The following is a 25,562-nucleotide window of genomic DNA, read 5'->3' as shown; positions in this document are numbered from 1 at the left end:
TCATGCTCTAGTCGGTTCAATATACTTTGAATACAAGGAAGACGAGTGAAAGCACTACAAGTAGTAGGCTAAGCGAGACTGACACCGTATCCAATTTATAGGGGATTGACTATATTAGACAGCACTAGGTGGACGCAGCAGTACCTTTAGCTTTTTCTTAAGCCCTTTGGCACGAAAAAAGCGCTGCCACATCCGGTAAAAGACCCCAAATATCAGACTAATAATATTGTCATGGCTGGTTTCGCCAACCGCACCGTATTGGACGGGGTTATTGACGATATTTTCTTCTACATAAGTGCCAAACCAGCGATCAAAAATAATGAGAACGCCGCCGTAATTTTGGTCAATATATTCATTATTGGTGCCATGATGGGCGCGATGATTGGATGGGGTATCAAAGACATACTCAACCCATTTGGGGAATTTCCCCACGGTTTCGGTATGGATAAAGAATTGATAAATCAAATCTAACGCGTAAAAGAAGAATACCCACACCGGATGTACGCCCAACATCATCAGTGGGACAAAGAATAACCACCAGCCCGTCACTGAGTACAGCAGGCTTTGACGCATGGCGGTGGACAGATTCATATGGTCATCTGAATGGTGCACGACATGCGCTGACCAAAACCAAGTCATACGGTGTGACGCACGATGGAACCAGTAATAGCTAAACTCAACCGCAACGAATATAGGGATGGCAGTGAGCCATGTCACCTCAATAGTGAATAGTCGGTATTGATATAACCATAAGCAGATAGGTATGACGATAAGCGCTTGGACAATCAATTCAAACGCTAAATAAGAGCCACCCAAACTAAAATTGGTCATCGCACGACGCCAACTAAAGCTTTTACCATTGCCACGCTTGGACTGATAGAACCATTCTGCTAAAAACAATAAGAAAAATGGGCCACCAGCCAGCGGTAGTAGCCACTCCTGCCAATACGCAGGTAGAATGCTCTCCAGCATTGGCTGCCACGACTCTGGAGCAGCCGTTAAGATACTTTGGTTTAATGCCTCTCTATAACCATCCAATAGTTGACCATACTGACCTAGAGTCATAAGAGAATTGTCTGCTGCCATCTTGGGCTCCTAGCCACTATAAAACATCCTTGTCATCTTGATATGACGTCACAGCTATTAAGACCTATAATATTTATTTATTGTATATCATGCTAGTCATAATGATAAGTTAAGATATGAGTAACAGATTAAAAATTAAAATGTGTTAAGTATCTATATCAACCAAGCCAATTTTTCGTGCAGAGAGCGCCGTTTGCCACTGCTGATAACGAACCGCTTGTTTGTCTAATGGCTCATCATCGGTACGTGCGTCAGTCAATCCCATAGAAACGCTGTTATCACCCAGCAGTTGTACGATAAGCCCATCTTTGGCGTGAGCAGCGATTTGATCGAGTTTGCGTAGCGTACCGCGGTCGGGTAATGCATTACTATGAATGCCAAGCAAGACTTGCACAGGATGCGCATCTAAGTAATTTTTGAGCCGTGCCATATCATCACGGTCATCAACGATACCAAAATTCTCAATCTCACTTGATTGTTCAAAACCATGGTGACTGCCATCAAGCCCTGACTGCCACCATTTGTCCTGATCTGAAGGGTATTCAAGTAGAGCAACTAACTTCTTGCCCGCACTGACCGTCGCCTTTGGGGCAATAGGGGCTGGCGCCTCAGTAAAGTCATCAGCATCCACCACGTGCCGCTGCCAGAAGTTTAGAATTTTTTGATAATAGGGCTGTTTGATATCCAAACGCATCTTTTTGCGGCGGAACATCAATGCACAGAACGCCCATGCTATCGCTCGCGGTACAATCCCGTACATCAGCAAGCTACCAACTAGTAACCCTGCCCATTGCCGTGCAACAGACAGCGGCATGGCTTCGGTGACAAGCCTGCTCTGTGCAATCGCTGTACTGTCTGGCACACCAAATCCCACCATATTAGGTAACCAGCCTAATACTTGAGTCAAGCTCACAAGCGCTTGATCAGAGAGTAAAGTTGACTCCCAGCTAAAACTATACTGACGTACAACCAACAAAAATATAATCGCAAGCAGCATACCGGTCAATGTTGCGAGCCACAACTGATGGCTAAACCGCCCCAAATACCAACGCATACCGCTGTGCTGCAACTGCCGCTCATACAGCTCGACGGCTGCCTTAGTCACATCGTCCTTACCGCGTATGAGATAACTTGGACTGACAAAACTCGCAAACCAACTGGGCGATTGCTGATCTCGATTGACAAGGGTCAGGACAAGCCAGCCACCAAGCATAATGGTATGAAAACCAAGTAGACAGACCAACACATAAAAGAAGTTCACAACATTAGACTGCAATAGCGTGAATAACCCCAAAAACCCTGATATACACCACATCACGCTCATAACGATCATGATGCCCTTTATACGGCCGTCAATCTTATCCAGTACACGTGCAAGCGCCCCGTTGCTGTCTATACGTGACGCCCGTCGATGCAGTTTTCGTATAGGCGTGCCATCCTCGCCCTGTAGCTTTTCCGTGATTAATAAAGGGTCAGTGGCAAAGACGTGCTGATCGGTCTCTAAGGCTCGTACCAGCTCGGTCAATTGATCTTGGGGTGATAGCATAATGCGATAATATCCGTATGAAGGCGTCAATATAAGAAATAGCAATCCAAAAACAGGCGTTTTAATCGTTATAGATTATTGTAGCGTATATAGAATGAGGATGACTTGTATTATTTCTCTCATAGTAAACCCTCATAAAATCAGCCAAAATGAATACATAAAACCAAATCGTGTCCAAAAGCGTATCAAAAAAAGGAAGGTGCCATATGAATAACGAAATGAATAATAAAACGTATCTTATCATCGGTGGAACAGGTGGTATTGGTCAGGCTATGGTGCAGCAGCTGGTACAACAGACAGCGGATAGGCAATCCGATCAAAGTCATAGCACACAAGTATTTGCTACTTATCACCGTAATGAGCCAAACATTGAAGCAGAAAACCTACACTGGCTACCAATGAATGTCAGTGATGAGGATAGTATTAAAAAAGCTGCCGATACCATCAAACAGACGGTCGGTCATGTGGATTGGGTAATCAACTGCGTGGGGTTACTACATACAGAGACCGCGCAGCCAGAAAAGGCCTTGCGACAGATGGAAACGGAGTTCTTTTTACAAAACATGCAAATCAATGCGTTAGCCAGTTTGCTGATAGCCAAACACATCAAACCGTTGCTCGCCAAAGCTAATCGCAGCGCCAATCAACCTGCTATTTTTGCGACCGTATCAGCCCGCGTCGGTAGCATCACTGACAATCAACTAGGCGGCTGGTATAGCTATAGAATGAGTAAGGCGGCTCTTAATATGGGGATGAAAAACTTAAGTATCGAATGGAGCAGATCACTTAAAGATGTATGCGTGGTCGTTATGCAACCAGGCACCGTGAATACTCAGTTGTCTGCACCGTTTCAAGGCAATGTCGCTGAGGGACATCTATTCTCGCCAGCGTATAGCGCGGAGTGCTTATTGGAAGTGCTTTCAGGTATGACTGCTACCCAGTCAGGCAGTTTTGTCGATTGGGCTGGAGAGTCAATACCTTGGTAGTCGTTAAACTGACGCTAGCGTACTAGTAAGCCATCAATCTAATACGCTTCAAACAGTGACATAAACTCATTCACAGGCGTCTGCTCCAGTCTTTCTTGATCGTCGCATAACTCAATGATCTGCTGACAGCGACTTTCGATAAAACGAGTGGCCAGACTGGCGCGGAACTTGGCTTCCAGTACAGGGATGCCCTCAGCGCGGCGGCGTTTGTGGCCGATAGGATATTCAACAGCCACTTTTTCTGTACTGCTGCCATTGTTAAAAAATACTTGAATGGCATTAGCGATAGAACGCTTACTTGGGTCATGATAATCTTTTGAATACTGCGCGTTTTCTTCTACCACCATCTTGCTGCGCAGCTCATCGATTGACAAATGCTGCTCGTGATAGTCGTCTTCATAGTTCTCTGCCATCAGATCCCCTGTTAACAGTGGGACAGCCACCATATACTGCAAGCAGTGGTCACGATCAGCTGGATTGGCAAGCGCGCCTTCTTTTGAGATGATGCGAATCGCTGAGTCATGTGTGGTTAGGACAATTCTCTCGATATCGTCGATTCTGTCTTCGATGTGTGGGTGTAGAATCACCGCGGCTTCACAAGCAGTCTGCGCGTGAAATTCAGCAGGAAAGCTTATTTTAAATAAGATATTTTCCATCACGTAACTACCAAAATCCCGCTGGAATTTAAAACGACGATCGCCTTCAGGCTTGGTCGCTAGATCCTTATTAGTATGGCTGAATAGCACATCATAGAATCCCCACTGCGGTGCGGTTAATGCGCCAGGGATACCCATTTCACCACGCGCCGTTATATCTACCAGACGTACCGCACGACTGGTCGCATCACCTGCTGCCCATGATTTTCGGCTGCCAGCATTGGGTGCATGACGATAGGTGCGCAGTGCCTGACCATCAACGATGGCTTGTGAGATCGCCGCCATGATGCGCTCACGTGGTAGCTGATAAAGCTTTGCAACGACGGCGGTTGACGCCAACTTGACCAAAAACACATGATCAAGACCCACACGGTTGAATGAGTTTTCGAGTGCCAGTACACCTTGAATCTCATGCGCCATGATCATGGCTTCAAGCACTGCTCTCATGGTCAGTGGTGCTTGTCCTTGGCTGATATTTTTCTGACTGATATAGTCCGCGACCGCCAAGATACCACCCAAATTATCAGAAGGATGGCCCCATTCAGCAGCAAGCCACGTATCGTTATAGTCAAGCCAGCGCACCATACAGCCAATGTCAAAAGCAGCTTTGATGGGGTCTAGCCTATAGGAGGTGCCAGGGACACGAGCGCCATGCGGCGTTATTTGATCGGGGCAGTCAGGCCCCAAGTGCTTGGTGCACTCAGGGAAGCGCAGCGCAAGTAAGCCACAGCCAAGCGTGTCCATTAGACAGTGGCGCGCGGTATTCCACGCATCAGTAGGGTTTGGAGACTGCTCGTCTATTGAATAATTGAGAACGTAATCGGCAATTTTTTGAATTTCATCGTCGTATTCTGGACGGACGTTGCTCTCTACCGTCGCATCATTTTTATTTGAATTGGCTGTATTTGAAGAGTTATCTAAGTGATTATTTGACATGGTTGGTTCCTCATCCTGAGTGTGCTACTTCCTTGACTGATTATCTCAGCCATCCTTTTAAAGGAATCATCATTTAAAAGTAGCATACTCAATATGGAACAACCAATTTGAATTATGTTAAGAATTAAAACCTTACAAGCTGTCTAGATCATTAAATATAGCAAGCCTAGAATAAACATTGCTGCCAAGATAAAGAGTAAAGAGCTTAAAACTTTAGTTGTGGTTGACGCAGTATCCGTGCTCTCTTTTTTGATTTTGTTTTTCTTAGCAACGTATAGCACCATCTTCACATGTTCGATATTGTCCTCGAGATAATGTTCTCCTTCAGGTACAAAACCCAAAGATTCATAGAAGCTAAGTAAGTAAGCCTGTGCGGAGATAATAATCGGTCGCTTCTTACCATAGTTTTTTCGGCAGTGTGCAATGGCCTGAGTCATCATCTGCCGTGCTAGGCCATCACCTCTGTGCTCTGACAATACCAGCACTCTACCGATGGCAGGCATAGTAGTATGGTTGGTTTTAATCGTGGGGTCAGCAACCGATAGATTGGATTTTAGCTTATTAAATTCAGGCGGGACGATACGACAGTAACCCACCAACGCTGCATTTTGATGAGCGATCAGGTGCAAGCAATCGAAATCCACTTCATCCATATCTTGATACGCACAGTTTTGTTCGACGACGAACACTTGCGAGCGTGCTTTTAGGATATGGTAAAGATCAACTGAGGTCAGCTCGTCAAAGGTTTTTAGAGAAAATTCACAATTCATAATAGTCTAGCTTCTGGCGATAGGCGGTAAAATAGGGGCATTATAACGATTTAGGCACACATTAACCATTCCTAACCGTTTAGGGTTTGGCTGATTTTGTCTAAGTTTAGGCTATCAGACATGGCGCTAAAGATCTCAAAATATTTGCCGCGCTGGGCATAAAGTACCTCGTGGGTACCTGTCTCGACGACTTCGCCATTTTCTATCACCACGAGATCATCCGCATCAATGATTTGGGCAATATTGTGCGAGACCATAATGACGGTACGGTCTTTTTTAATCAGATCTAGGCTTTTTTTAACCTGCTGACTGGCGATGGCGTCTAGACTGGCTGTCGGCTCGTCCAAAAATACAATGGGCGGGTCTTTTAGAAACATCCTTGCCAGCGCGATACGCTGCTGTTGACCACCTGATAAGGACTTAGCAGTGCTCTCATAGCCATCTGGTAGAGACATGACTTGCTCGTGGATAGAGGATTTTTTTGCAGCCACGATGATGTCATCTTCGCTGGCATTCATATCACCATAACGGATGTTTTCACTAATCGTACCCGAAAAAATATGATTGCTCTGTAGTACCAACCCGATGCGCTGACGCAACTCGTGGGTATCACAGTCAGCCAAATCATGTCCATCTAGGCAGATCGTGCCAGCGTCTGGCGCATAGAATTTAACCAATAGATTAATGATCGTGCTTTTGCCAGCACCAGAGAGACCAACCAATGCAGTGATACGGTTGGGCTTGATAGTAAAGCTGACATTCTTTAGCGCTTGTGTACCATTGGGATAGGTAAAATCAACGTTTTTAAGCTCGATATGGCCTTTGAGGTTTTCGCTACTGATGCCATCGATGTTTTCGACTTGCTTGTCATCTTCTAAAATATCAAAAAAACCTTCGGCATAGGTCAATGCATTATTGATTTGATCATAGATGCGGTGCAATTGACGGATAGGGGCGGCGACGTTTTGAAATAGCATGACATGAAACAAGATCATACCAATGGTCATCTCGCCTTTTAGCACAAAATAAGCGGTGAGAAGAATGATAACCACCACACCAATCTGCTCGATAAAGGTTTTGATGGCATCATAAATAAAGCCAATACTGCGAATTCGCAGCTGGTTGTCGGTCATCTCTTTTTGAATGGCTAAGTGCTTCTCAGCCTCGATGGACTCACGGACGAAGGATTTCACCACGCTGATCGAGTTAATTAGTGAGATAACGAGACCGCTTTTGGCTTCTCGAAACCCCCGCATCTGCCGACGAAAACCTTGCAGACGCCGTGCTTGCTTTTGGCTAATAACAAAGTAAATGGGTATGATAATAAGACCGACCATGCCAACCCAAAAATTGGTCGAAAACATGATAATAAGCGCCACAATTGCGTTGGCAAATAGCGGTAGCATATCGATAAAGAAGTTCTGCACCAGGCTGGTTAAACTGCTGACTCCATAATCAATACGGGTTTGCAATTTACCACTGTCGTTCTCACTACTGGTATAAAATGCCATGCGATAAGTAAGGATGCGCTCAATTATTTTTTGGGATAAATCGCGCGACAAGTTGATACGAATCTTTTCACCAAAAAAACGCTGACCAAAAGAGATGAATATCGACAGGATCTCTTTGGTCAGGAGGACCGCACTAATAATCCCTAGCATGCGCAGACCTGCCTGCCATGGATCAGCAAGCGTGGCAATTTCGGTCAAGGTATCGACGGTATAACGTAGCACAAACGCATTGACCTGCGCGGTAAAGGAGCCTAGGGCGGTCAGCACTAAGGTAGCAATGATAAGTACGCGGTAAGGTTTAGCAAATACCGCCAGTTTTTTTAGAATATCCCACAGCAGCGCCCGTCGTTCTTTTTTCTCGACGGGAGGTTTTTTGTCTAACTGCACACGGCGGGGTTGGGAAGATGTTGGCATAAAACTCTATCGCAAATTAAAATACGCCATGACTACGCTTAAAACGCATCCGCTGGCACAAAAACTTCACCCACCATGATACGCCTTGCTGAGCGACTCATCGACACTTTTTTGGCTTGCCAGCGCCCATCGACCAGTTCAGTTTTTCCACCGACGAGCAATGTCCCTGATGGGTGACCAAAACGCACCTCTGTCAGCTCGCCAGCACCTGCTGCTTGATTGACGAGTGTGCCTTGTGTGGTTGCTGCGGCGGCAATAGCGACTGCTGCTGTACCCATCATGGCATGATGCAATTGCCCCATGCTCATGGCACGTACGACCAAATCAATCTCGCCAGCACCGACCGATTTACCACTAGAGGCCGTATAGCTCTGTGCTGCACCCACCCAAGCGATTTTAGGAATATGTTGGCTGGTCTGCGCCTCGCTCACGTCTTTGAATAATCCCATCGCAACGCCGCCTGTGGCACGGATTTTTTCAAGCTTGGCAAGTAGCTTACCATCGCTATTGATGTCGCCTTGTAATTCAGTACCAGTAAAGCCTAAATCTTCTGCTTTCAGAAAGATGGTCGGGATACCTGCACTGATAAAAGTGGCTTTGACGCTATCGACATTTAAACCGCAGTCCGTTACATCGAAGTCATCGACCAAGTTGCCAGTAGGGAACATATCGCTGGTGGCATCTACAGGATCGATAAACTCAATTTTAACTTCAGCAGCAGGGAAGGTTACACCATCTAATTCAAAGTCACCCGTCTCTTGAACTTGTACTTTATCATTTGCATCTTTATAGACAGGCACATGGGCAATAATCGTTTTACCGATATTTTCTTGCCAAATGCGTACTTCACAAATACCGCTTTCAGCACCTTCATCGATGCTGTTAGAAATCTTGTCAGTATCGACCAAATTCATATTAATGGCACAGGCACCGACGGCTGCAGTTAAGTTGCCACAGTTACCCGCCCAATCAATCATAGGTTTTGCGATATTGACTTGTCCGAACAGGTAATTCACATCATGGTCTGGTCTGTCAGAGGCCGATAAAATAACCGTTTTTGAGGTACTAGAGCTACCATTGCCCAAACCATCAATCTGTTTGCCGTAAGGATCTGGGCTACCGATGACACGTAATAGGAAGTTATCACGTGACTTGCCAGCGACTTGGCAACGCTCAGGTAAGTCAGACAATTTAAAGAATGTCCCCTTTGAGGTACCACCGCGCATATAGGTAGCAGGAACGGATAGTTGCGGGGCAAAAGAGTGTTTTGATTGAGAATTAGTTTGGGCCACTGTATTAAGTCCTTTTTATATTGTTATAAGATTGGGTATGGTGCCATCAGAAAGTAAACATGTACGATTAAAAACGCTCGTTAATAATGATAGCGACAAGAGATAATCGTCAGATAATTATCATCGACAGCATATACCAACCGATTGGCATCATCGATGCGTCTTGACCAAAATCCAGATAGGTTTTCTTTTAGGGGTTCAGGCTTGCCAATGCCTTCAAACGGATTACGCTTACATTCGGTGATGAGTTTGTTAATACGTTTGAGTGTCTTCTTATCTTGGGTTTGCCAGTACAGATAGTCTTTCCACGCAGCATCTGTCCATGCTAGTTGCTCACTCATTGTTAGACCCTTTGGATTCATTAAAGCCTTTGAGTTCAAGCGTTCTCAACGTTGATATTATTATCTTCTGCTGTATCAATTAGCTCACGCTTAACCGTTTTGCCAGCTTTATACTGGGCAATAGAGTCCGCTAAGTGCGCCGCATTGGCAGGAGATTTTAATAGATAGACGGTTTCCATCAGGCTATTGTAATAATCAAGCGACATAACGACCGCATCATCAGCGTCACGGCGGGTCACGATAGTGGCGTTGGCATCATCGTTTACCGTATCTAGAACGGACTTTAGGTGCTTTCTGGCTTCTGAAAAACTAACGACTCTCATGGCTTACTCCTCTCACGACATACTTCATAACTTGTACAATATATCGTACATATTACGCTATTGGTGAAGCAAACTCAACATTTAGCTATTTTTCAACATTAAGATATAAGTAAGAAAGCTCAGTGTGTAGCGTGCAAACCATTTTTTGAACTAAGGCTTTAACATTAGCAAATAAAAGCCGATGTCATATAAACAGGTTATACAACATCGGCGACTTTTATACTTTGCTACTTATCACACTAAAAACTACAGGATAGCCTTAGACAATATCGAGCGTACCTTCGATAAACTCTTTAGCAAAGCGTTGTAGCATACCGCCAGCGTTGTACATTTTTACTTCGTCAGCAGTATCTAAACGGCAGATGATTGGCGTCTCAGTAGTGGTGCCATCAGCACGATGGATTACCAACGTCATTAACCCGCCAGCAGAGACTTCGCCCATTACATCAAAGGTCTCCGTACCATCGATATTTAATGTATGGCGAGTAGCGCCTTCTTCGAACTGTAGAGGTAGGGCACCCATACCGACTAAGTTTTGACGATGAATACGTTCAAAGTCTTCAGCAACGACAGCTTCTACACCAGCGAGACGCACACCTTTGGCAGCCCAGTCACGGCTCGAGCCTTGACCATAGCCATCACCTGCGATGATGATGAGCGGCTGTTCACGGTTCATGTAGGTTTCAATCGCTTCCCACATCCGCATGACTTGACCTTCTGGCTCGACGCGCGCCAGTGAGCCTTGGACAACTTCGCCATCTTCATCGCGTACCATTTCGTTCAATAGCTTAGGATTGGCAAAAGTGGCACGTTGCGCGGTTAAATGGTCGCCGCGATGGGTCGCGTATGAGTTATAGTCTTCAGCAGGCAAGCCCATAGTATCAAGGTACTCGCCAGCTGCCGATGCACCCAAAATTGCATTCGATGGCGACATATGGTCGGTGGTGATGTTATCACCCAACACGGCCAACGGACGCATACCTTTTAGTTTGTTCATCGCTGCCATTTTACCTTCCCAATACGGTGGGCGGCGAATATAGGTCGTCATTTCACGCCAGTCATATAGTGGACTTAACGCCTTACCCGTGTCTTTCTTGGCTTCATCAAACATTGGGATATATACAGCATTGAATTGCTCAGGCTTCACGGCAGCAGCGACGATAGCATCAACCTCTTCATCGTCAAACCAGATGTCTTTTAGATAAACATCATTGCCGTTTTGGTCTTTACCCAATGAATCTTTTTCGATATCAAAGCGAATATTACCGGCGATGGCATACGCAATAACAAGCGGCGGTGATGCCAAAAATGCTTGCTTGGCATATGGATGGATACGACCATCAAAGTTACGGTTACCAGACAGCACAGCCGTGGTAAATAAGTCGTTATCAATGATTTCTTTTTCGATATCAGGGTCTAGTGCACCACTCATACCATTACACGTCGTACAGGCAAAACCAACCACGTCAAAGCCAATCTCTTGTAGCTCAGGCATCAGCCCTGCTTCTTCTAAGTACATTTTGACCGTTTTTGAGCCGGGTGCTAGTGAAGATTTCACCCAAGGCTTACGTAACAAGCCCTTGGCATTGGCGTTACGGGCAACGAGGCCTGCGGCAACCATGTTGCGAGGGTTTGAGGTATTGGTACAACTGGTAATAGCAGCGATAATGACCGCGCCATCTGGCATCAAACCGTCTTTTGGTTCAGGTAGTTTTTGATCAGGAGCGTGGGCGATACCTTTGGCAACCAAGTCAGTGGTCGATACACGCGCATGAGGACGCGAAGGGCCTGCCATGTTACGTACGACTGCTGATAGATCAAACTCAAGTACGCGGGCGTACTCGGCTTTTTCCATACCGTCAGCCCAAAGACCTGTTTGTTTAGCATACTGCTCAACCAATTTGATCTGAGGCTCAGAACGACCAGTCAAACGTAGATAGTCAATGGTTTGCTCATCGATATAGAACATCGCGGCAGTTGCGCCATATTCAGGCGTCATATTGGAGATAGAGGCGCGGTCACCAACACTTAACTGACGTGCGCCTTCACCAAAGAATTCGATATAGGTAGAGACCACACCTGCATCACGTAAAAACTCAGTCATCGCGAGTACGAGATCCGTACCAGTGATGCCTTTTTGCAATTTTCCTGTTAACTTAACACCCACATAATCAGGCAGGCGCATGTATGATGGGTTACCTAGCATGACGCTTTCGGCTTCTAGACCGCCAACACCGATTGAGATCACACCTAGTGCATCGACCATCGGCGTGTGGCTATCAGTACCAACTAAAGTGTCAGCAAACGCGACTTCTTCACCGGCTTTATTGTGCACGACCTGTACGACAGGTGACATTTTTTCTAGGTTAATCTGATGCATGATGCCATTGCCCGGTGGCACGACATTGACATTGTCAAAAGCGTACTGACACCAGTTGATAAAGTGAAAACGGTCATCGTTACGGCGTTCTTCAATCGCGCGGTTTTTCTCAAAAGCGTTTTCTTCAAAGCCTGCGTGCTCAACGGCCAATGAATGGTCAACGATGAGCTGAGTTGGCACGATAGGGTTTACCTTAGACGGGTCGCCGCCTTGCTCAGCGATGGCATCACGCAAGCCTGCCAAATCAACAAAGGCCGTTTGACCCAAAATATCATGACAAACCACACGGGCAGGGTACCAAGGAAAATCTAGATCTTGCTTGCCTTCGATATGCTGCTTTAGCGCATCGGTCAACTCTTCTGGTGGGCAACGGCGTACTAGGTTTTCACACAATACTTTTGAGCAGAATGGTAGCTTGTCATAAGCGCCTGCTTCGATACTCTCGACGGCTTCGCGGGTGTCAAAGTAATAAAGATCAGTACCGGGAAGTGGCTTCTTGAATTGTTCGTTCATTGGTTGTACTAGGGCGTTGTCCATAAGTCACCTTTGGCTGTTGGCTAATTTTAATAAGTAGTTAAGCGTTGATATTGGGTAAAAAGTCATTCCTTTAGCAAAATCATCGTTTGTTATTATAGGCTTTGCTAAAGAAGCGATATTGAAAAGGCATGGTTTATATAAATGGTAATAAGCGTATGACGATTAAGCCTAAAAAAATAACAAGGCTCAATCATCATAGCTGTATCAGCTAACGGCAATGCTAGCTGATAGTAAGTACGTAACAATAGCTACTTAAAAAAAATCAACTTAACGCGCACTCATATCTGGTACTGGACGCAGATCTTCGCCTGTATATTCCGCACTTGGGCGAATGATACGGTTGTTAGCACGTTGCTCAAACACGTGAGCGGCCCAACCTGTCAAGCGTGAACAGACAAAGATAGGGGTGAACAATTTGGTTGGGATACCCATGAAATGATAGGCAGAAGCATGGAAAAAGTCAGCATTACAGAACAGCTTTTTCTCGCGCCACATAACCTCTTCACAGCGTACCGATACTGGATATAGCACTTCATCACCAACGTCCGCAGCTAGCTTCTCAGCCCAACCTTTAATCACGACGTTACGCGGATCTGACTCGCTATAGATGGCATGACCAAAGCCCATGATTTTGTCTTTACGTGCTAGCATGCCCATCATTTTTTCTTCGGCTTCATCAGGTGAGCTAAAGCCTTCAATCATATCCATCGCCGCTTCATTCGCTCCGCCATGCAATGGACCGCGTAGTGAACCGATTGCGCCAGTGATACAAGAATGAATATCAGACAAAGTAGACGCACACACGCGAGCAGTAAAGGTCGAAGCATTAAACTCATGCTCCGCGTACAAGATAAGCGAGACGTTCATCACTTTTTCATGTAGCTCGTTTGGTTTTTCGCCTTTAAGTAGATGCAAGAAGTGACCGCCAATGGTTGCATCATCTGTATCGGTCTCGATACGCACATTGTCGTGGGTAAAGCGGTACCAGTAGTTGATGATCGATGGGAATGTGGCCAACATACGGTCGGTTTGATCATTCTCTTCATCAAAACTCATTTCAGTCTCAAGGTTACCGAGCATAGAGCAACCTGTACGCAATACATCCATCGGATGGGCGCTGGCAGGGATACGCTCAAGCACGTCTTTTAGTGCTTGTGGTAGGCCGCGAAGGCTTTTGAGCTTAGCTTGATAAGCATCAAGCTCGCTTTGAGTAGGCAAGTTGCCGTATAGCAGCAAATACGCTACTTCTTCAAAAATACACTTATCTGCCAGTTCTGATACATCATAACCGCGATAGGTCAGACCAGAGCCTGATTTGCCAACGGTAGATAGAGAGGTTTTACCAGCGACTTGACCGCGTAGACCTGCGCCTGAAAGTTCTTTTTGTGCTGCCATGCTTACATTCCTTTTGTGGGTAGCTTTTTTGGGTGAAAACGGTGTTTCTAATAATAAATTTATCAGTTAATGACTGACTGTAGCGCCAGTTGAGCGTTACGCAGGCTGTTCAGGCTGTGGGCCATCTAAATCGACCTTACAGCGCTCGAACTCAGCTTCGATAGGGCCATTCAAGACTTCCATTGCGCTGCCTTCGCCTTCTGCATTATTTATTTTCATGTACTTGACACCCAGTGGTGACTCCATGAATGTCTGAATCTCAGTCATTTCTTCTGGGGTAGGGTCAGCCATTGGCGTTGCAATTTCTTCACCATTCATGACGCGCAGTTGCTCATTGCCAAACGTAATCAGTTTTTCCCCTACCTCTGACGTATAAAAGCCATCCAACTCTTTTAACTCTGCATCGGTAAACTGACTTTTATAGAAACTATCGACTTCGGCTTTACCCAAGTCTTTGTCGCGCGATTCGAGGCAGCTGACCTGCTCTGCACTGAGTGCACCGCTATTGATAACCGGTGCAAAAAGTAGGCTGTTGACAGTATCTAGCGTAATCGTCGTCATGACCAAATCATCTTGAGTGGCAGGTGCAGGAGCCTCTTTGGTAGCATCAGCTTCAGCAGTGCTTGCACCACTGGTCGTATCGTCGGCGGTTTCTGGTGTTTTATCACAGCCCGTCATGAATAACAGCGCAGCAAGCGCACTGCTAAGTAGTGACGTTTTGACAACAGTATTAGACGTAAAAAATGGCATAAATAACCTAAAGGTAAGTGAAGACGGATTTCGAAAAGATAAAGCATTCAAAGGTGATTTATCTTTTCGGCGTTGCCAATGACTAATGATTGACTATTTATTATTAGCAAATAGCTTGTCTAGCGTTTGCTCAAACTCGTGATAGTTTAAGAAATCGTAGAGATCCATACGGGTCTGCATGGTATCGACGACTTTGTCTTGCGTGCCATCATCTAATAAATGCTGATAAACGTTCAACGCTGCTTTGTTCATAGCGCGGAAGGCTGATAGTGGATAAAGCACCATCTCGACACCCACACTATACAACTGGTCAGTGGTGTATAGATCTGTCTGACCAAACTCTGTCATGTTTGCCAGTACTGGAATGTCGAGTACATCGGTGAACTTACGATACATTTCGATATCGGTTAGCGCTTCTGCAAAGATCATATCTGCACCCGCTTCTTGAAAGGCAACGGCGCGCTCGACAGCAGCGTCCAAGCCTTCTACAGACAACGCATCTGTACGTGCCATCACCACAAAGTCAGGGTCAGTCTTGGCATCCAATGCGGCTTTTAGACGATCAACCATCTCTGAGATGCTAACGATTTCTTTGTTTGGGCGATGACCACAACGTTTTTGCGCCACTTGGTCTTCGATATGTACCGCTGCAACGCCTGCTTTTTCCATTTTTCTAATGGTTTGGGCGATGTTAAACGCGCCACCAAAGCCAGTATCGATATCAACCAATAGTGGCGTATCAACGGCATCGGTGATACGGCGAGCATCTTCTAGTACATTATCAAGACTGGTCATACCAAGATCCGGCAAACCAAATGAGGCGTTTGCCACGCCAGCACCAGAGAGGTACAACGCTTGATGACCAACTTGGGTCGCCATCATCGCTGTGTAGGCATTGATAGCGCCTGCAATCTGTAATGGTTGGTTGTTATCGTTTTTTTGAGTGAGGGCGCTGCGAAAGCGTGCGCCAGCTGAAGATGAAGTCATGTGATAATCCTTACATGGAGGGAGAATATTCTAATTGTTGTAGCTGATTATACTCAATTATTCATGCTTGAAAAGTTTGGGTTATTAATTACTGATTAGTTTATTTAATAAATTAGTTTAATATTTTTAATAGTATTCATAATTCAAATAGCATTATACATTTAATGGTATTTTCTCCCTACAAGTATTCATATTGCTTAAAACCTAAGCTTTTGAAACATTGTAATTTTTACATTTGGTTACAATTACTCAGGTTATTGCTTCATGATTGCTGTTTCATTAATTTAATGACACCTATCAAAAAGCCCCAACAGCTGAGCTATTAGGGCTTTTTTATATTCGTATAGGACGATTAAGCTTGTAGTTTTATATTAAGCAAAAGCTTAAGCAAATAAACCTGCAAGATTGGCCAGGAACAATAAGGCAAAACCTGCCAAGAATATCAAGCCTGCGATAGACAGTGCATTCATACCGAACGACAGTTTTTTATGCTTTGTGACCAATGAGTAGTTTAACCAACCAAAGATAGGTGCAGAGACAAACGCTGATATCATGGCAAACTTAAGCATTGAGCCTAGCTGTCCGGTAAAGAACGTGATAATCACTAATCCACCACCGATAGCATAGGTCGTCCAAAAAGCGACTTGTTTTTTGTTGATTTCACTTTGACCTTTGAGCAAGCGCCAGCACTCGGCATTAGCACGGCCATAACCATCTGCACAAGTGATTGTGGTACCAAACATACACATAAAGGCGACGAAAGCGACCAGCAGTCTCGACCATTCACCAATGGTGGCGGTATACATATTAATCAACTGATTGATATAAGCGCCGCCGACCAGCTCGATCTCTTGTCCTGAGCCATACTGGACAAACACACCTAGTGATAAGAAGAACAATGCCAAAATCGCTGAGACGGCATAACCCACGTTAAAATCTAATAAGCCTTGGCGATGGGTGGTGTGATCGGCTTTAACTTTGGCGGAGGTCCACATAGAGGTAATCGCCGCAAACTCAAGCGGTGCTGGCATCCAGCCCATCAGTGCTACGATGAATCCCAATGTGGCTAAGTTCCAAGGAGAGGCGGCGACAAAATCCACTGCCATGACGGTTGGCTTACCAGCGGCAATAACGACCGCTGCCACCGTTGCTGTGGTAAGCGCAATCATAATCCACTTGGTCACGCCATCGAGCAATTTATAATGCCCTGCAATCAAAAAGAACCAAGAGACCGCGACGATAATGAGAGATAACGCCATCGTCGACAGACCGAGTGAGGCTGGCAACATAAAGCCTAAGATCACAGCAGCAATGAGAGAGACCGCACCCGTACTAATAACGGCTGACAAGATAGATAGAATGAAATATACCCAAAGATACACCTTTGAGCGTTTGGCGTAGCCTGCAATCAAACTCTCGCCTGTATCATAAACATAATCGGTTGCGAATCGAAAAAACGGATACTTAAACACGTTGGCTAAGATAATCATAATAGCCAACTGCCAGCCATAGATAGCACCGGCCTGTGTTGATGAAATCAGATGCGAGCCACCAATGGCAGCAGTCGCCATCAAAATACCTGGGCCAAAAATGCGCCAACTAAAGCCTTCTTGCGGTACGCTTGCGCTATCCTCAGCGGTACGTGAATTGTTGAGTGGTTGTGTGGTCATGAATACCTCGAAATGTTTAGAACGGCAAATTATCACTTACCTGTGTCAGCTTGCCAATGATCAGTAGAAAACCGTCTTATAATACACACAAATATAAAATGATTCATATTGTATCGACTTTACCACAGCAATACTGTCTAGGAGAATGATTATTCTAGTTATTATTACTATTTGTTTGCATTGCCATTCTTTTTAGTTAGCATATTTATAAAATAATATCAATATTTAAAACCAATTATTTTTGGCGGTTCTTTATAACATAATATTCACAAGATATCTGCCCATTTAGGCCTGTGACACAAAATTTTGCTGCCGATAAGTGATACCTCGTTGTTCATAGACGTGATAGATGGCCATGAGCAAGTCCGGTATGTTTGGATGTACGAAGTCTTTAAGCGTATGCAAGTAGATAGGAGAGGTCACATTTTCGTGAATCAAGCGTTGATAACTGATCTGTTCGGTACGCACCGTTTGGAGGCTGGCAGGCACAAGCGTAATACCTTCGCCTGCCGCCACCAGACCCAGTGCCACTTGCAAATCACTCACCGTCGTGGTCATAAAGGGTGAGATGCCGTATTGTGCAAACAGGTGTAGTAAAGGCTCGGTGATGGCCTCGCTAGACAATGATGTTTCGTGAGTCGCACGGTTTACTGTACCAGCAGACAACTCGTCGCTCGCTTGGGTCACTATCTCTGTCGTCACAGTTGACGATACTGGCAAATGCGTTTGATGGTATAAAATTAAGCGATTGTTTGCCAAGTCTATCAGGCGCTGCTTACGGACATGGGCGAGCGGGTGCGATTTTGGCAATGCCACCACATATCGTTCATGACGTAAGAGTATTTGTTGAATCCACGGGTCTTGATGAGCAAATCGGCCAAAGCCAATGTCAATCTCACCAGACTTGAGTGCGTCCATCTGCTGATATGAGCTGATGTCTTTTAAATTAACGTCAATATCGGGACTGAATTGTTTAAGCGTGGCGATGATTTCGGGAAGCAGTCCATATAATACTGAAGGCACAAACCCAATGTTGAGTGCGCTACTGGGCGCAGATAAGCGCTGGGTCATGCTAGTCACGGTATCAATTTCTGTTAGTATCGTGCTTATCTTGTCATAGAAAAATGAACCGGCTTCAGTCAGATTTAAAGGCCTGTGGTAGCGATCAATAAGCACCACGCCCATGTCCGTCTCTAACTGTTTTAGCAAGCGACTCAAGCTGGGTTGTGACAGTCCTGTCTTTGCGGCAGCTGCGCTAAAGCTACGTAAGTCTGCAACCGCGATAAACGCATTAAGCTGTTTTAAATCCATATCATTAAACCTGCTATGCTAACGATGTTAGTTATTTACTAAGTACGGTTGTTATAGAGTCGATTTTAACGTCTATTTAGTGAGTTATGCTAAGAGGCCTACATAAATTAGCGATATCGGACAAATTGTGCTTGAAGATAAGAGGTTGAGCAACTATATTGGGAGCTCACAATACTGTTACACTTTAGCAAGAAATATTACCTCTTCATTTTCATTTTAGCAGTCATTTAATACCAGTAGCATACACTGGTTTGGTATCCCTTTATGAGCGACGACGATAAAGACATCAGTACTGATTTTGAAGAGGCGCTGGCAAAAATTGTCAGTCAAAAGGCGCGTACGCGTCATAATGATGATATTTATGAGCGTTTCATCAGTCGGGTGCAGATCGCTGACAGTGATGACAACGATGACTCGCTAGCGCTTGAGAGCGCAAAAAAACTTGCTGCATTTGAGCCTTTGAGTGCCGAGGAACTACAACTGTTTGAAGAAGAGAGCAGTCAGCAGGCGCAATCATTAGAACTGGTAGATATCACGACAACCAACGCTACGTTTGATTTTTCAAATAAAAATACGCCTGTACCAAACAAAGTACCGACGGCAGATGAGCCTATCAATAGCAATCAGGCTGATAGCAGTTTGCGCGACACTGCATCAAACCATCATATCCTAGATGATGAGGCAGAAAAATCATTGTTTATCGATACTGATGAGCAAGAAGCCCTGTCATCGAGCATGCCGATATTGAGTCAATCTGACGATGACTTGTTAAATCCTGCAAACGTATCTACAGATTTGAATACTGATAGTATCCAAACATCTCTAAAGTCGCCAAGTAAGCCGGCACGGCGCAAAAAACCGCTTATGGTTATGGTCGTGGGTGGTTTATTGTTGATAGCAGCGACCATCCTGGTGCTGGTTTTCACTGGCGTTTTAGCGACTCCCACACCAGATAATACAGCAGCAGACGATATAACTAATAGTGCAAATAGCAGTATAGCGTCAAAAATGAAAGCGGAAGATAAACAAGTTATCAATCCCGAGCAAACACCTACTCTTAACGATGCCCCATCTGCTAATACCACCAGCCAATCTACATCCTCACAGCAAGCAACTGACTTAAATGGTGATCAGCAAGACGCGCCAGCCAGTAGTGCAGCAGCAGAAAGCACAGAGTTGACCGACAGTGCGCCACCTAATTCAGAAGCTGTTATTACTTATGAAGACTTTAGGCAGGAATCAAAAACCACGTTGTACCGCGAAACTGGTGATTAGACCAGTGATTAAAATGAGTATGGTTTGATTCAGTTTAATCAATGAGATAACCGTCTATCAACCTATTCTAGACGCTCATTCCAGATTATGTTGCAAAACAACAGATAATTGGTATCATTATGTAAACATGCGGTTGTTTACCGCTGATGATATGAATTGGGTTGGTGTGCAACTATGAATGACTCAGAAAACGTTAGTGAGCAGATGGAGCCGAAAGGCATCAGACCGCGTAGTCTTGTTTTCGCTATCATCAGTGTGATCTTTATCGTTTTAATGTCTACCTTTTATATGTCTAATCGTCTTTCTTTCACGCTGTCCCAAGTATCGACCACTAGCAACGGTCTGACAGTGAGCAATATCACTAAAAATAGCCGTTCTATTCAGCTACCACCGCAGAAACTGAATGATCAGAACAAAACTACAGTCTTGGATATAAAAGATAGCAGTGCCATTAGCTATAACAATGTTGAGCAAGAAGCGCTATTCCGTGAGGAAGAAAATATCATACCAAAGTACAGCACGCATAGTATGGTATCTGTGGTTAGTGTTGAAGAATTTAGAGTAGCAGTACATAAGATGTTGTATCGTGAATCCAAGTATTAGAAGTGCACGGACCGTCACGAGCTGATATAGGAGTAGTATTAAGCCTCATTTTTCTATAAACCAGACGAATGGGGCTTTTTTGTGGGTTTAATACGCCATGCTTTGCTGTATGTCATCTGTCGCGCTCAACGCAACCGCTACGAAAGCGGCAGCCGTTGCACTGTTATTGGTCTGCTTGTATTGGATATGCACGGGTATGTGTGTGCTGACGTTGTTTAGCATCATAAAGTGACAGCCATCGCTATACAGTTTGCGTACGCAATAAGGCGCAATCGCCACGCCTAAGCCTGCAGCTACCTCGGTCACCAATGTCTGCATGTGCTTGGGTTGACTGATGATATTGGGCGAAAACCCAGCTTGTTTACACAGCATGATGGTTTCATCAAATAAACCAACCGCTTCATCACGGTTAAAAATAATAAACTTATCATCTTTTAGCTGCGCCAAATCAATGGTTGTCTGATCGGCTAATACATGGCTCTGGTTCACAATCGCCACCAATTTATCGATATAAATGCTGTGGCTCATAAAGTCATCGGCAATGGCGGTTGGCAATGGCCGTGAAAAAGCAATATCGATGCGGTCATTATTAAACGCTTCTATTTGTTCGGTCACCGTCATCTCAAATAATGACACATGTACGTGCGGAAATTTTTCTTTATAACTGCGTACCAATGTGGCCATAAAGGTCAGACAGGCTGAGCTTAAATGCGCAATATTGAGTGTACCTACCTGTCCGTCATGTGCTCGTTTGACTTGTGTCTTCGCTTGCTCTGCTAAGCTCAAAATAACAGCAGCGTCTTTCAGTAGTTGCTCGCCAGCGGGTGTGATAGTCACCTCACGAGAAGTACGGTTAAACAGAACAACACCCAATTCTGTCTCTAACGATGAGATATGGCGACTGATGGCAGGTTGTACGGTATACAGCTCACGCGCCGCTTCCGAAAAGCTCTGGTGCTTGGCCACGGCCATAAAGCTTTTGAGTGTTTTTATATCCATATTATCAATCCCTTTTATTAATATCTTTCATCAAAATCTTTCTCAATCTTGGTTTTTTATCTATACAGTATTTGTATGGATTCAATCATATACTATCATTTTTGTTATGGCTTGATAGACTCTATACTTACGGCATGATTTATTAAGCCGAGATAATAATGGATAAGCCAGTACCAGTACTAAACCAATCGTCAAGCCAGTCGTTAAGCAGATTTATTCTACTGTTAATGACCGCCGCGATTGCCGCAACCGCTGCCAACCTTTATTACAATCAGCCGATTTTACCGCTCATTGGCCATGAGTTTCATTTGACTGACTCACAACTGGGTAGTATTCCAGCATTGACGCAGTTTGGTTATGCCTTTGCTTTACTGTTCCTCTCACCATTGGGCGATTCGATTGCGCGTAGACGCTTAATTGGTATTCTGTCGTGCTTATTAGTAGCGGCTTGTGTTTTTGCAGCGATATCACCCAGCTTACCCGTACTGCTGCTATCGGTGTTTTTGATTGGTGTCAGCGCCAATATTACCCAGCAGCTCATTCCGTTTGCCGCGTCCATGGTGTCTCCTGAAAACAAAGGTGCAACCCTTGGTACGCTCATGATGGGTTTGACCATAGGTATTCTGCTATCTAGAACCTTAAGTGGGTTTGTAGGGGAGCAGTTCGGTTGGCGCAGCGTGTTTGTGATGTCTGCAGCACTTGCCGCTATCTTTGGGGTATTACTGCGGGTATTTTTGCCAACCAATACTCCGCATACCACGCTGCGTTACTTTCCGCTTATCAAAAGTAGCTTGTCACTATTTATAAAACACAAATCCCTGCAAAAATTCACCCTTACGGGCGCATTTTGGTTTGCCTCATTCAACGTACTGTGGGCAACACTGGCGATTTATGTCAGCGATGCACCTTTTAATTACAATGCACAGCAAGCGGGACTATTTGGTGTGATTGCGCTGGCAGGCGTGATAGGGGCTAAATCCTCTGGCAAATGGGTCAATAAGCTGGGCTCTAAAACCTTAGTGATGATCGCATTGGCACTGGCTGCCACAGGCTTCACTATTACAGGGTTGTTTGCAGGTAATTTGGTGTCGCTGATTGTCGGTATTATTTTAATCGACTTTGCTGTATTCAGTGCGCAAGTGGCCAATCAGGTTCGTGTTTTTAGTATCGATCCCGCTGCTCAAAGCCGCATCAACGGTATCTATATGTTGGGTTACTACACAGGCGGGGCATTAGGATCTATGGCGGGTGTCAAAGCTTTTGCCTTGTACCAATGGCCAGGGGTTGTGGTGGTCAGCATCGTCTTTATTATCATCAGCGCAATATTCAATGCATTCGCCAAAAAATAAGCGATATCAGTACGTAGGTATTGATTAGTACGAGATTACTGATAAATCGATGTTACTTCTTATCGTCTAAGGACACATATGAACCAATTAAAAACGGCAGGTAGTTTTACCTTACTGTGTATTGCCAGTTTGACCATTATGGTCGGTACGTTACTGGCACCTGGCTTGGTTAGCATTTCGGCAGGCTTAGGCATTACCGACAACAGCGTGCTATTAATTACCTTGCCGTCATTGGGTGCGGTGGTATTTGCGCCACTGGCTGGCAAGCTAATCGATAAATATGGCGCGTATAAACTCTTGATGATTGGTTTGTTTTTATACGGACTTGCAGGTGCCAGTGCTTATCTTTTACATGGACCAGCACAGGTGTTTAGCAATCGGTTTTTATTGGGCGGTATAACGGCGGTCGTCATGGCGAGCTGTACGGTATTAATCTCCACGTGGTATCAAGGCGAAGCACGGTTGAAAATGATTGCTAAGCAAGGGATGTCTATTGAGCTGGGCGGGGTCATCTTCTTATTTTTAGGTGGTTTGCTTGCCTCACAGTTTTGGGCATTACCGCTGTCGATTTATTTAATAGCGTGGGTATTTTTGGCCATGCTATTACTGTTTGTACCACGGCATCATGCCGCTACAGCAGAGAATACACAGATTGCTGAAGACGATAGCAAAACCATCATTAGTGGCCTATCTCTAAAAAATGTGTATCTTATCTCAACCTTAGCGATGACCATCTTTTTTACCTCAACCGTGTTATTGCCCATCACCATGCATGAGTTGAGCTATAACGAATCACAAATCGGTCAACTATTGGCCTTTATTTCTTTAGTGGCGGTCGTTACCGCAGGCTTTATGCCAAAAATAATCAAATGGTTGAATGAACCTAAAGTCTTGGCACTGGCATTTTTAGCATTTGCATTGTCATATATTTGCTTTACGCAAACCAGCACTTTGCTACTAACATTAGGCGCATTATTGATCGGCATTGGCTTTGGTTTTAGTATTCCGCTATTGAACCACATGACTGTCGAGCTAAGTGCTGCTAACGTACGTGGCCGCAATTTATCTTACTTTACGATGGCAGTGTTTTCGGGTCAGTTCTTCACATCATTTATGGAGTACATGCCGGGCGGCGCACATAACGTGTTTATTATGTGCAGCGTGTTCAGCGTCATTATTAGTATGATTTTATTTGTGAAAGCTCGTAAAGTTGCTTGATAGAGCGCTTGTATTTTTCATAAGGGAACATGAAGGGAAGCAGTTAGCTTGCAGGTCGTGTTAAGCCAGTTGCTTTTTGAGCGTTCGTAAACGGCTTTTAAATTCTGAGCGGTCAACATAACAGCCTTTGAGACGACGCTCACCGACGTTTTCATCAAATGCGTTACGCCCATGCAGGACTCGGCGGTTATCAAAAACCACCATTTGACCAGCCGCTAGCTTTAACTCAATCTTATAGCGACTGTCTTTTAATCGAGCCATCAGCTCTCGATAAGCAAGGTAGTAGTCGTACATAATATCGCTCGGCAAATCAAAAACATCTGCAAGATGCGCGTTGTATTTGATTTCGACAATATTGCCAAAGTTGTCTAGATTGATGACGGGGTGGTGCTCACGGATATCATGGGCGCTGTCATGAAAACGAAAGGGGATGGCATATTCGGCAAGCAAGCGAAAATACTCAGGCTGCTCTTTTCGTAACCCTTCTAACACCTTTAACCCATCTACGAAAGTAGATTCGCCACCTATGCTTTCATTACTCAAAAAATGCAAAAATTGATAGCCTGGAGGTAATTCCTGATTTGGCAAGTCGGTATGCAAAGGTAATGAGAGTGACGTATAAGCCAAATTAATCGGCGATTTTTCTGATATCACATCAAAGGTCATACCGAAATTAGTCTGCCGTAAATAGTCGACTCGCATGGCTGTCTGCACACCCGCATCAGCGTCATCTGGCATATTATCAATGATAGTAAGCCCATATTTATCCAGCGCACTCATCCACTCATATAAAGCGCTGTCACTGGTCATGATGCTCTGCTGGTCATACATGGGGATGTGGTCAATAAACGTGCCATCCCAACTTTCATAAGGACTGCTATGGTCCTTGGTCAATGCACTAGAATACCCAAACTCACGTAACCAGCTTTGTTCAAAGTGGCTGGTATGCGCTTGTTCTGACCATTCAATCGTCAGCGTTGTCTCATCAAAAGAGACGGATAGTGGATGGATATCTTTTGAGATACTCAGCAAGTCAAAGCTACGTTCGCCAGTTTGGGGATGGAAAGCCGATGGGCAGTTATCACGCAGCCAGATATAGTGATAGGTGCTGTCGATACCATCATTCCAGCGTATTTGAATGGCGCGGTCAATGAGCGCAACGGATTCTATTTGAAAGTCATTTGCTACGGCAATGTCTAGAGATGGTGTTGCTTGAGGCGTTTCCAT

General features: G+C 44.8%; 21 protein-coding genes. 5 read left to right on the top strand and 16 right to left on the bottom strand.

Translation table 11 applies throughout. The annotated features are described in order from the left end of the window. Positions 1 to 114 precede the first annotated feature (114 nt). Positions 115 to 1,086: a sterol desaturase family protein gene (locus tag I6E86_RS08290; RefSeq protein ID WP_197176912.1), complete on the bottom strand. Its 972-nt coding sequence runs from the start codon at positions 1,084 to 1,086 to the stop codon at positions 115 to 117. A 145-nt stretch (positions 1,087 to 1,231) separates the two neighbouring features. Then, positions 1,232 to 2,632 carry a DUF2868 domain-containing protein gene (locus I6E86_RS08285; RefSeq protein WP_197176910.1) on the bottom strand — a complete coding sequence of 467 codons (1,401 nt, stop codon included), beginning with the start codon at positions 2,630 to 2,632 and terminating at the stop codon, positions 1,232 to 1,234. A gap of 206 nt (positions 2,633 to 2,838) precedes the next feature. Here I6E86_RS08285 and I6E86_RS08280 point away from each other — a divergent pair, with 206 nt between their 5' ends. Then, positions 2,839 to 3,618 carry an SDR family oxidoreductase gene (locus tag I6E86_RS08280; RefSeq protein WP_265090680.1) on the top strand — a complete coding sequence of 260 codons (780 nt, stop codon included), beginning with the start codon at positions 2,839 to 2,841 and terminating at the stop codon, positions 3,616 to 3,618. 38 nt (positions 3,619 to 3,656) lie between these two features. Here the strand turns inward: I6E86_RS08280 and I6E86_RS08275 are convergent, their stop codons facing one another. The 12 genes from I6E86_RS08275 to I6E86_RS08220 all read right to left on the bottom strand — a co-directional run bounded on the left by I6E86_RS08275 (position 3,657) and on the right by I6E86_RS08220 (position 18,891). Beyond that, positions 3,657 to 5,210, bottom strand: coding sequence for a bifunctional 2-methylcitrate dehydratase/aconitate hydratase (locus I6E86_RS08275; protein ID WP_197176908.1), 1,554 nt, complete (start codon positions 5,208 to 5,210; stop codon positions 3,657 to 3,659). A gap of 143 nt (positions 5,211 to 5,353) precedes the next feature. Then, the gene (locus I6E86_RS08270; RefSeq protein ID WP_197176899.1) at positions 5,354 to 5,980 is read right to left on the bottom strand and encodes a GNAT family N-acetyltransferase; all 627 of its coding nucleotides are present in this window, start codon (positions 5,978 to 5,980) and stop codon (positions 5,354 to 5,356) included. A 71-nt stretch (positions 5,981 to 6,051) separates the two neighbouring features. After that, positions 6,052 to 7,905 carry an ABC transporter ATP-binding protein gene (locus I6E86_RS08265; protein ID WP_227680598.1) on the bottom strand — a complete coding sequence of 618 codons (1,854 nt, stop codon included), beginning with the start codon at positions 7,903 to 7,905 and terminating at the stop codon, positions 6,052 to 6,054. Positions 7,906 to 7,943: 38 nt separating this feature from the next. After that, positions 7,944 to 9,197, bottom strand: a complete 1,254-nt coding sequence (gene prpF, locus I6E86_RS08260) for a 2-methylaconitate cis-trans isomerase PrpF (RefSeq protein ID WP_197176898.1) — start codon at positions 9,195 to 9,197, stop codon at positions 7,944 to 7,946. Positions 9,198 to 9,277: 80 nt separating this feature from the next. Beyond that, entirely contained in the window at positions 9,278 to 9,538 is a 261-nt protein-coding gene (locus tag I6E86_RS08255; protein ID WP_037025847.1) for a Txe/YoeB family addiction module toxin, read from the bottom strand. A gap of 35 nt (positions 9,539 to 9,573) precedes the next feature. After that, complete coding sequence (locus I6E86_RS08250) at positions 9,574 to 9,861, bottom strand: type II toxin-antitoxin system Phd/YefM family antitoxin (protein WP_197176897.1); 288 nt, start codon at positions 9,859 to 9,861, stop codon at positions 9,574 to 9,576. A 259-nt stretch (positions 9,862 to 10,120) separates the two neighbouring features. Beyond that, positions 10,121 to 12,754, bottom strand: coding sequence for a Fe/S-dependent 2-methylisocitrate dehydratase AcnD (acnD, locus tag I6E86_RS08245; RefSeq protein WP_197177177.1), 2,634 nt, complete (start codon positions 12,752 to 12,754; stop codon positions 10,121 to 10,123). 291 nt (positions 12,755 to 13,045) lie between these two features. Next, positions 13,046 to 14,173 (bottom strand): 2-methylcitrate synthase, encoded by a 1,128-nt coding sequence (prpC, locus tag I6E86_RS08240; protein WP_197176896.1) that lies wholly within the window; start codon positions 14,171 to 14,173, stop codon positions 13,046 to 13,048. A gap of 96 nt (positions 14,174 to 14,269) precedes the next feature. After that, the gene (locus tag I6E86_RS08235) at positions 14,270 to 14,923 is read right to left on the bottom strand and encodes a DUF2059 domain-containing protein (protein ID WP_197176895.1); all 654 of its coding nucleotides are present in this window, start codon (positions 14,921 to 14,923) and stop codon (positions 14,270 to 14,272) included. Between the two features lie 93 nt (positions 14,924 to 15,016). After that, the gene (gene prpB, locus I6E86_RS08230) at positions 15,017 to 15,910 is read right to left on the bottom strand and encodes a methylisocitrate lyase (protein ID WP_197176894.1); all 894 of its coding nucleotides are present in this window, start codon (positions 15,908 to 15,910) and stop codon (positions 15,017 to 15,019) included. A gap of 383 nt (positions 15,911 to 16,293) precedes the next feature. Beyond that, positions 16,294 to 17,580: an NRAMP family divalent metal transporter gene (locus I6E86_RS08225; RefSeq protein WP_197176888.1), complete on the bottom strand. Its 1,287-nt coding sequence runs from the start codon at positions 17,578 to 17,580 to the stop codon at positions 16,294 to 16,296. A gap of 285 nt (positions 17,581 to 17,865) precedes the next feature. Further along, on the bottom strand, positions 17,866 to 18,891 hold the full coding sequence (locus tag I6E86_RS08220) for a LysR family transcriptional regulator (RefSeq protein ID WP_197176886.1): 1,026 nt from the start codon (positions 18,889 to 18,891) through the stop codon (positions 17,866 to 17,868). A gap of 264 nt (positions 18,892 to 19,155) precedes the next feature. Between I6E86_RS08220 and I6E86_RS08215 the strand changes: the two genes are divergently transcribed. Then, a complete protein-coding gene (locus I6E86_RS08215) occupies positions 19,156 to 20,166 on the top strand; it encodes a hypothetical protein (RefSeq protein WP_197176884.1) in 1,011 nt (336 codons plus the stop codon). A 174-nt stretch (positions 20,167 to 20,340) separates the two neighbouring features. Next, positions 20,341 to 20,769 (top strand): hypothetical protein, encoded by a 429-nt coding sequence (locus tag I6E86_RS08210; protein ID WP_197176882.1) that lies wholly within the window; start codon positions 20,341 to 20,343, stop codon positions 20,767 to 20,769. Between the two features lie 87 nt (positions 20,770 to 20,856). Here the strand turns inward: I6E86_RS08210 and I6E86_RS08205 are convergent, their stop codons facing one another. After that, positions 20,857 to 21,768, bottom strand: a complete 912-nt coding sequence (locus I6E86_RS08205; RefSeq protein WP_197176880.1) for a LysR family transcriptional regulator — start codon at positions 21,766 to 21,768, stop codon at positions 20,857 to 20,859. Positions 21,769 to 21,926: 158 nt separating this feature from the next. On the opposite strand from I6E86_RS08205, the gene I6E86_RS08200 reads away from it, so the two are divergent. Together I6E86_RS08200 and I6E86_RS08195 are read left to right on the top strand one after the other, a co-directional pair. Next, positions 21,927 to 23,117, top strand: a complete 1,191-nt coding sequence (locus I6E86_RS08200) for an MFS transporter (RefSeq protein ID WP_197176878.1) — start codon at positions 21,927 to 21,929, stop codon at positions 23,115 to 23,117. Between the two features lie 78 nt (positions 23,118 to 23,195). After that, a complete protein-coding gene (locus I6E86_RS08195) occupies positions 23,196 to 24,335 on the top strand; it encodes an MFS transporter (RefSeq protein ID WP_197176877.1) in 1,140 nt (379 codons plus the stop codon). Between the two features lie 60 nt (positions 24,336 to 24,395). Here the strand turns inward: I6E86_RS08195 and I6E86_RS08190 are convergent, their stop codons facing one another. Beyond that, positions 24,396 to 25,562, bottom strand: a complete 1,167-nt coding sequence (locus I6E86_RS08190; protein ID WP_197176876.1) for a TauD/TfdA family dioxygenase — start codon at positions 25,560 to 25,562, stop codon at positions 24,396 to 24,398.

This window comes from Psychrobacter sp. SWN149, from assembly GCF_015864565.1.
Lineage (GTDB): Bacteria > Pseudomonadota > Gammaproteobacteria > Pseudomonadales > Moraxellaceae > Psychrobacter.
Note: the sequence above shows the minus strand (reverse complement) of the source record. Positions and strands in the feature narration are given on the sequence as shown.

Bases quoted from the DNA above. Each gene is read 5' to 3' on its own strand.
- I6E86_RS08250 (WP_197176897.1), bottom strand. From the start codon at position 9,861: ATGAGAGTCGTTAGTTTTTCAGAAGCCAGAAAGCACCTAAAGTCCGTT.
- I6E86_RS08225 (WP_197176888.1), bottom strand. From the start codon at position 17,580: ATGACCACACAACCACTCAACAATTCACGTACCGCTGAGGATAGCGCA.
- I6E86_RS08210 (WP_197176882.1), top strand. From the start codon at position 20,341: ATGAATGACTCAGAAAACGTTAGTGAGCAGATGGAGCCGAAAGGCATC.
- I6E86_RS08220 (WP_197176886.1), bottom strand. From the start codon at position 18,891: ATGGATTTAAAACAGCTTAATGCGTTTATCGCGGTTGCAGACTTACGT.
- prpB (WP_197176894.1), bottom strand. From the start codon at position 15,910: ATGACTTCATCTTCAGCTGGCGCACGCTTTCGCAGCGCCCTCACTCAA.
- I6E86_RS08215 (WP_197176884.1), top strand. From the start codon at position 19,156: ATGAGCGACGACGATAAAGACATCAGTACTGATTTTGAAGAGGCGCTG.
- I6E86_RS08255 (WP_037025847.1), bottom strand. From the start codon at position 9,538: ATGAGTGAGCAACTAGCATGGACAGATGCTGCGTGGAAAGACTATCTG.
- I6E86_RS08285 (WP_197176910.1), bottom strand. From the start codon at position 2,632: ATGCTATCACCCCAAGATCAATTGACCGAGCTGGTACGAGCCTTAGAG.
- I6E86_RS08195 (WP_197176877.1), top strand. From the start codon at position 23,196: ATGAACCAATTAAAAACGGCAGGTAGTTTTACCTTACTGTGTATTGCC.
- I6E86_RS08200 (WP_197176878.1), top strand. From the start codon at position 21,927: ATGGATAAGCCAGTACCAGTACTAAACCAATCGTCAAGCCAGTCGTTA.
- I6E86_RS08205 (WP_197176880.1), bottom strand. From the start codon at position 21,768: ATGGATATAAAAACACTCAAAAGCTTTATGGCCGTGGCCAAGCACCAG.
- I6E86_RS08290 (WP_197176912.1), bottom strand. From the start codon at position 1,086: ATGGCAGCAGACAATTCTCTTATGACTCTAGGTCAGTATGGTCAACTA.
- I6E86_RS08270 (WP_197176899.1), bottom strand. From the start codon at position 5,980: ATGAATTGTGAATTTTCTCTAAAAACCTTTGACGAGCTGACCTCAGTT.
- I6E86_RS08275 (WP_197176908.1), bottom strand. From the start codon at position 5,210: ATGTCAAATAATCACTTAGATAACTCTTCAAATACAGCCAATTCAAAT.
- I6E86_RS08190 (WP_197176876.1), bottom strand. From the start codon at position 25,562: ATGGAAACGCCTCAAGCAACACCATCTCTAGACATTGCCGTAGCAAAT.
- I6E86_RS08235 (WP_197176895.1), bottom strand. From the start codon at position 14,923: ATGCCATTTTTTACGTCTAATACTGTTGTCAAAACGTCACTACTTAGC.
- I6E86_RS08265 (WP_227680598.1), bottom strand. From the start codon at position 7,905: ATGCCAACATCTTCCCAACCCCGCCGTGTGCAGTTAGACAAAAAACCT.
- prpC (WP_197176896.1), bottom strand. From the start codon at position 14,173: ATGGCAGCACAAAAAGAACTTTCAGGCGCAGGTCTACGCGGTCAAGTC.
- acnD (WP_197177177.1), bottom strand. From the start codon at position 12,754: ATGAACGAACAATTCAAGAAGCCACTTCCCGGTACTGATCTTTATTAC.
- I6E86_RS08280 (WP_265090680.1), top strand. From the start codon at position 2,839: ATGAATAACGAAATGAATAATAAAACGTATCTTATCATCGGTGGAACA.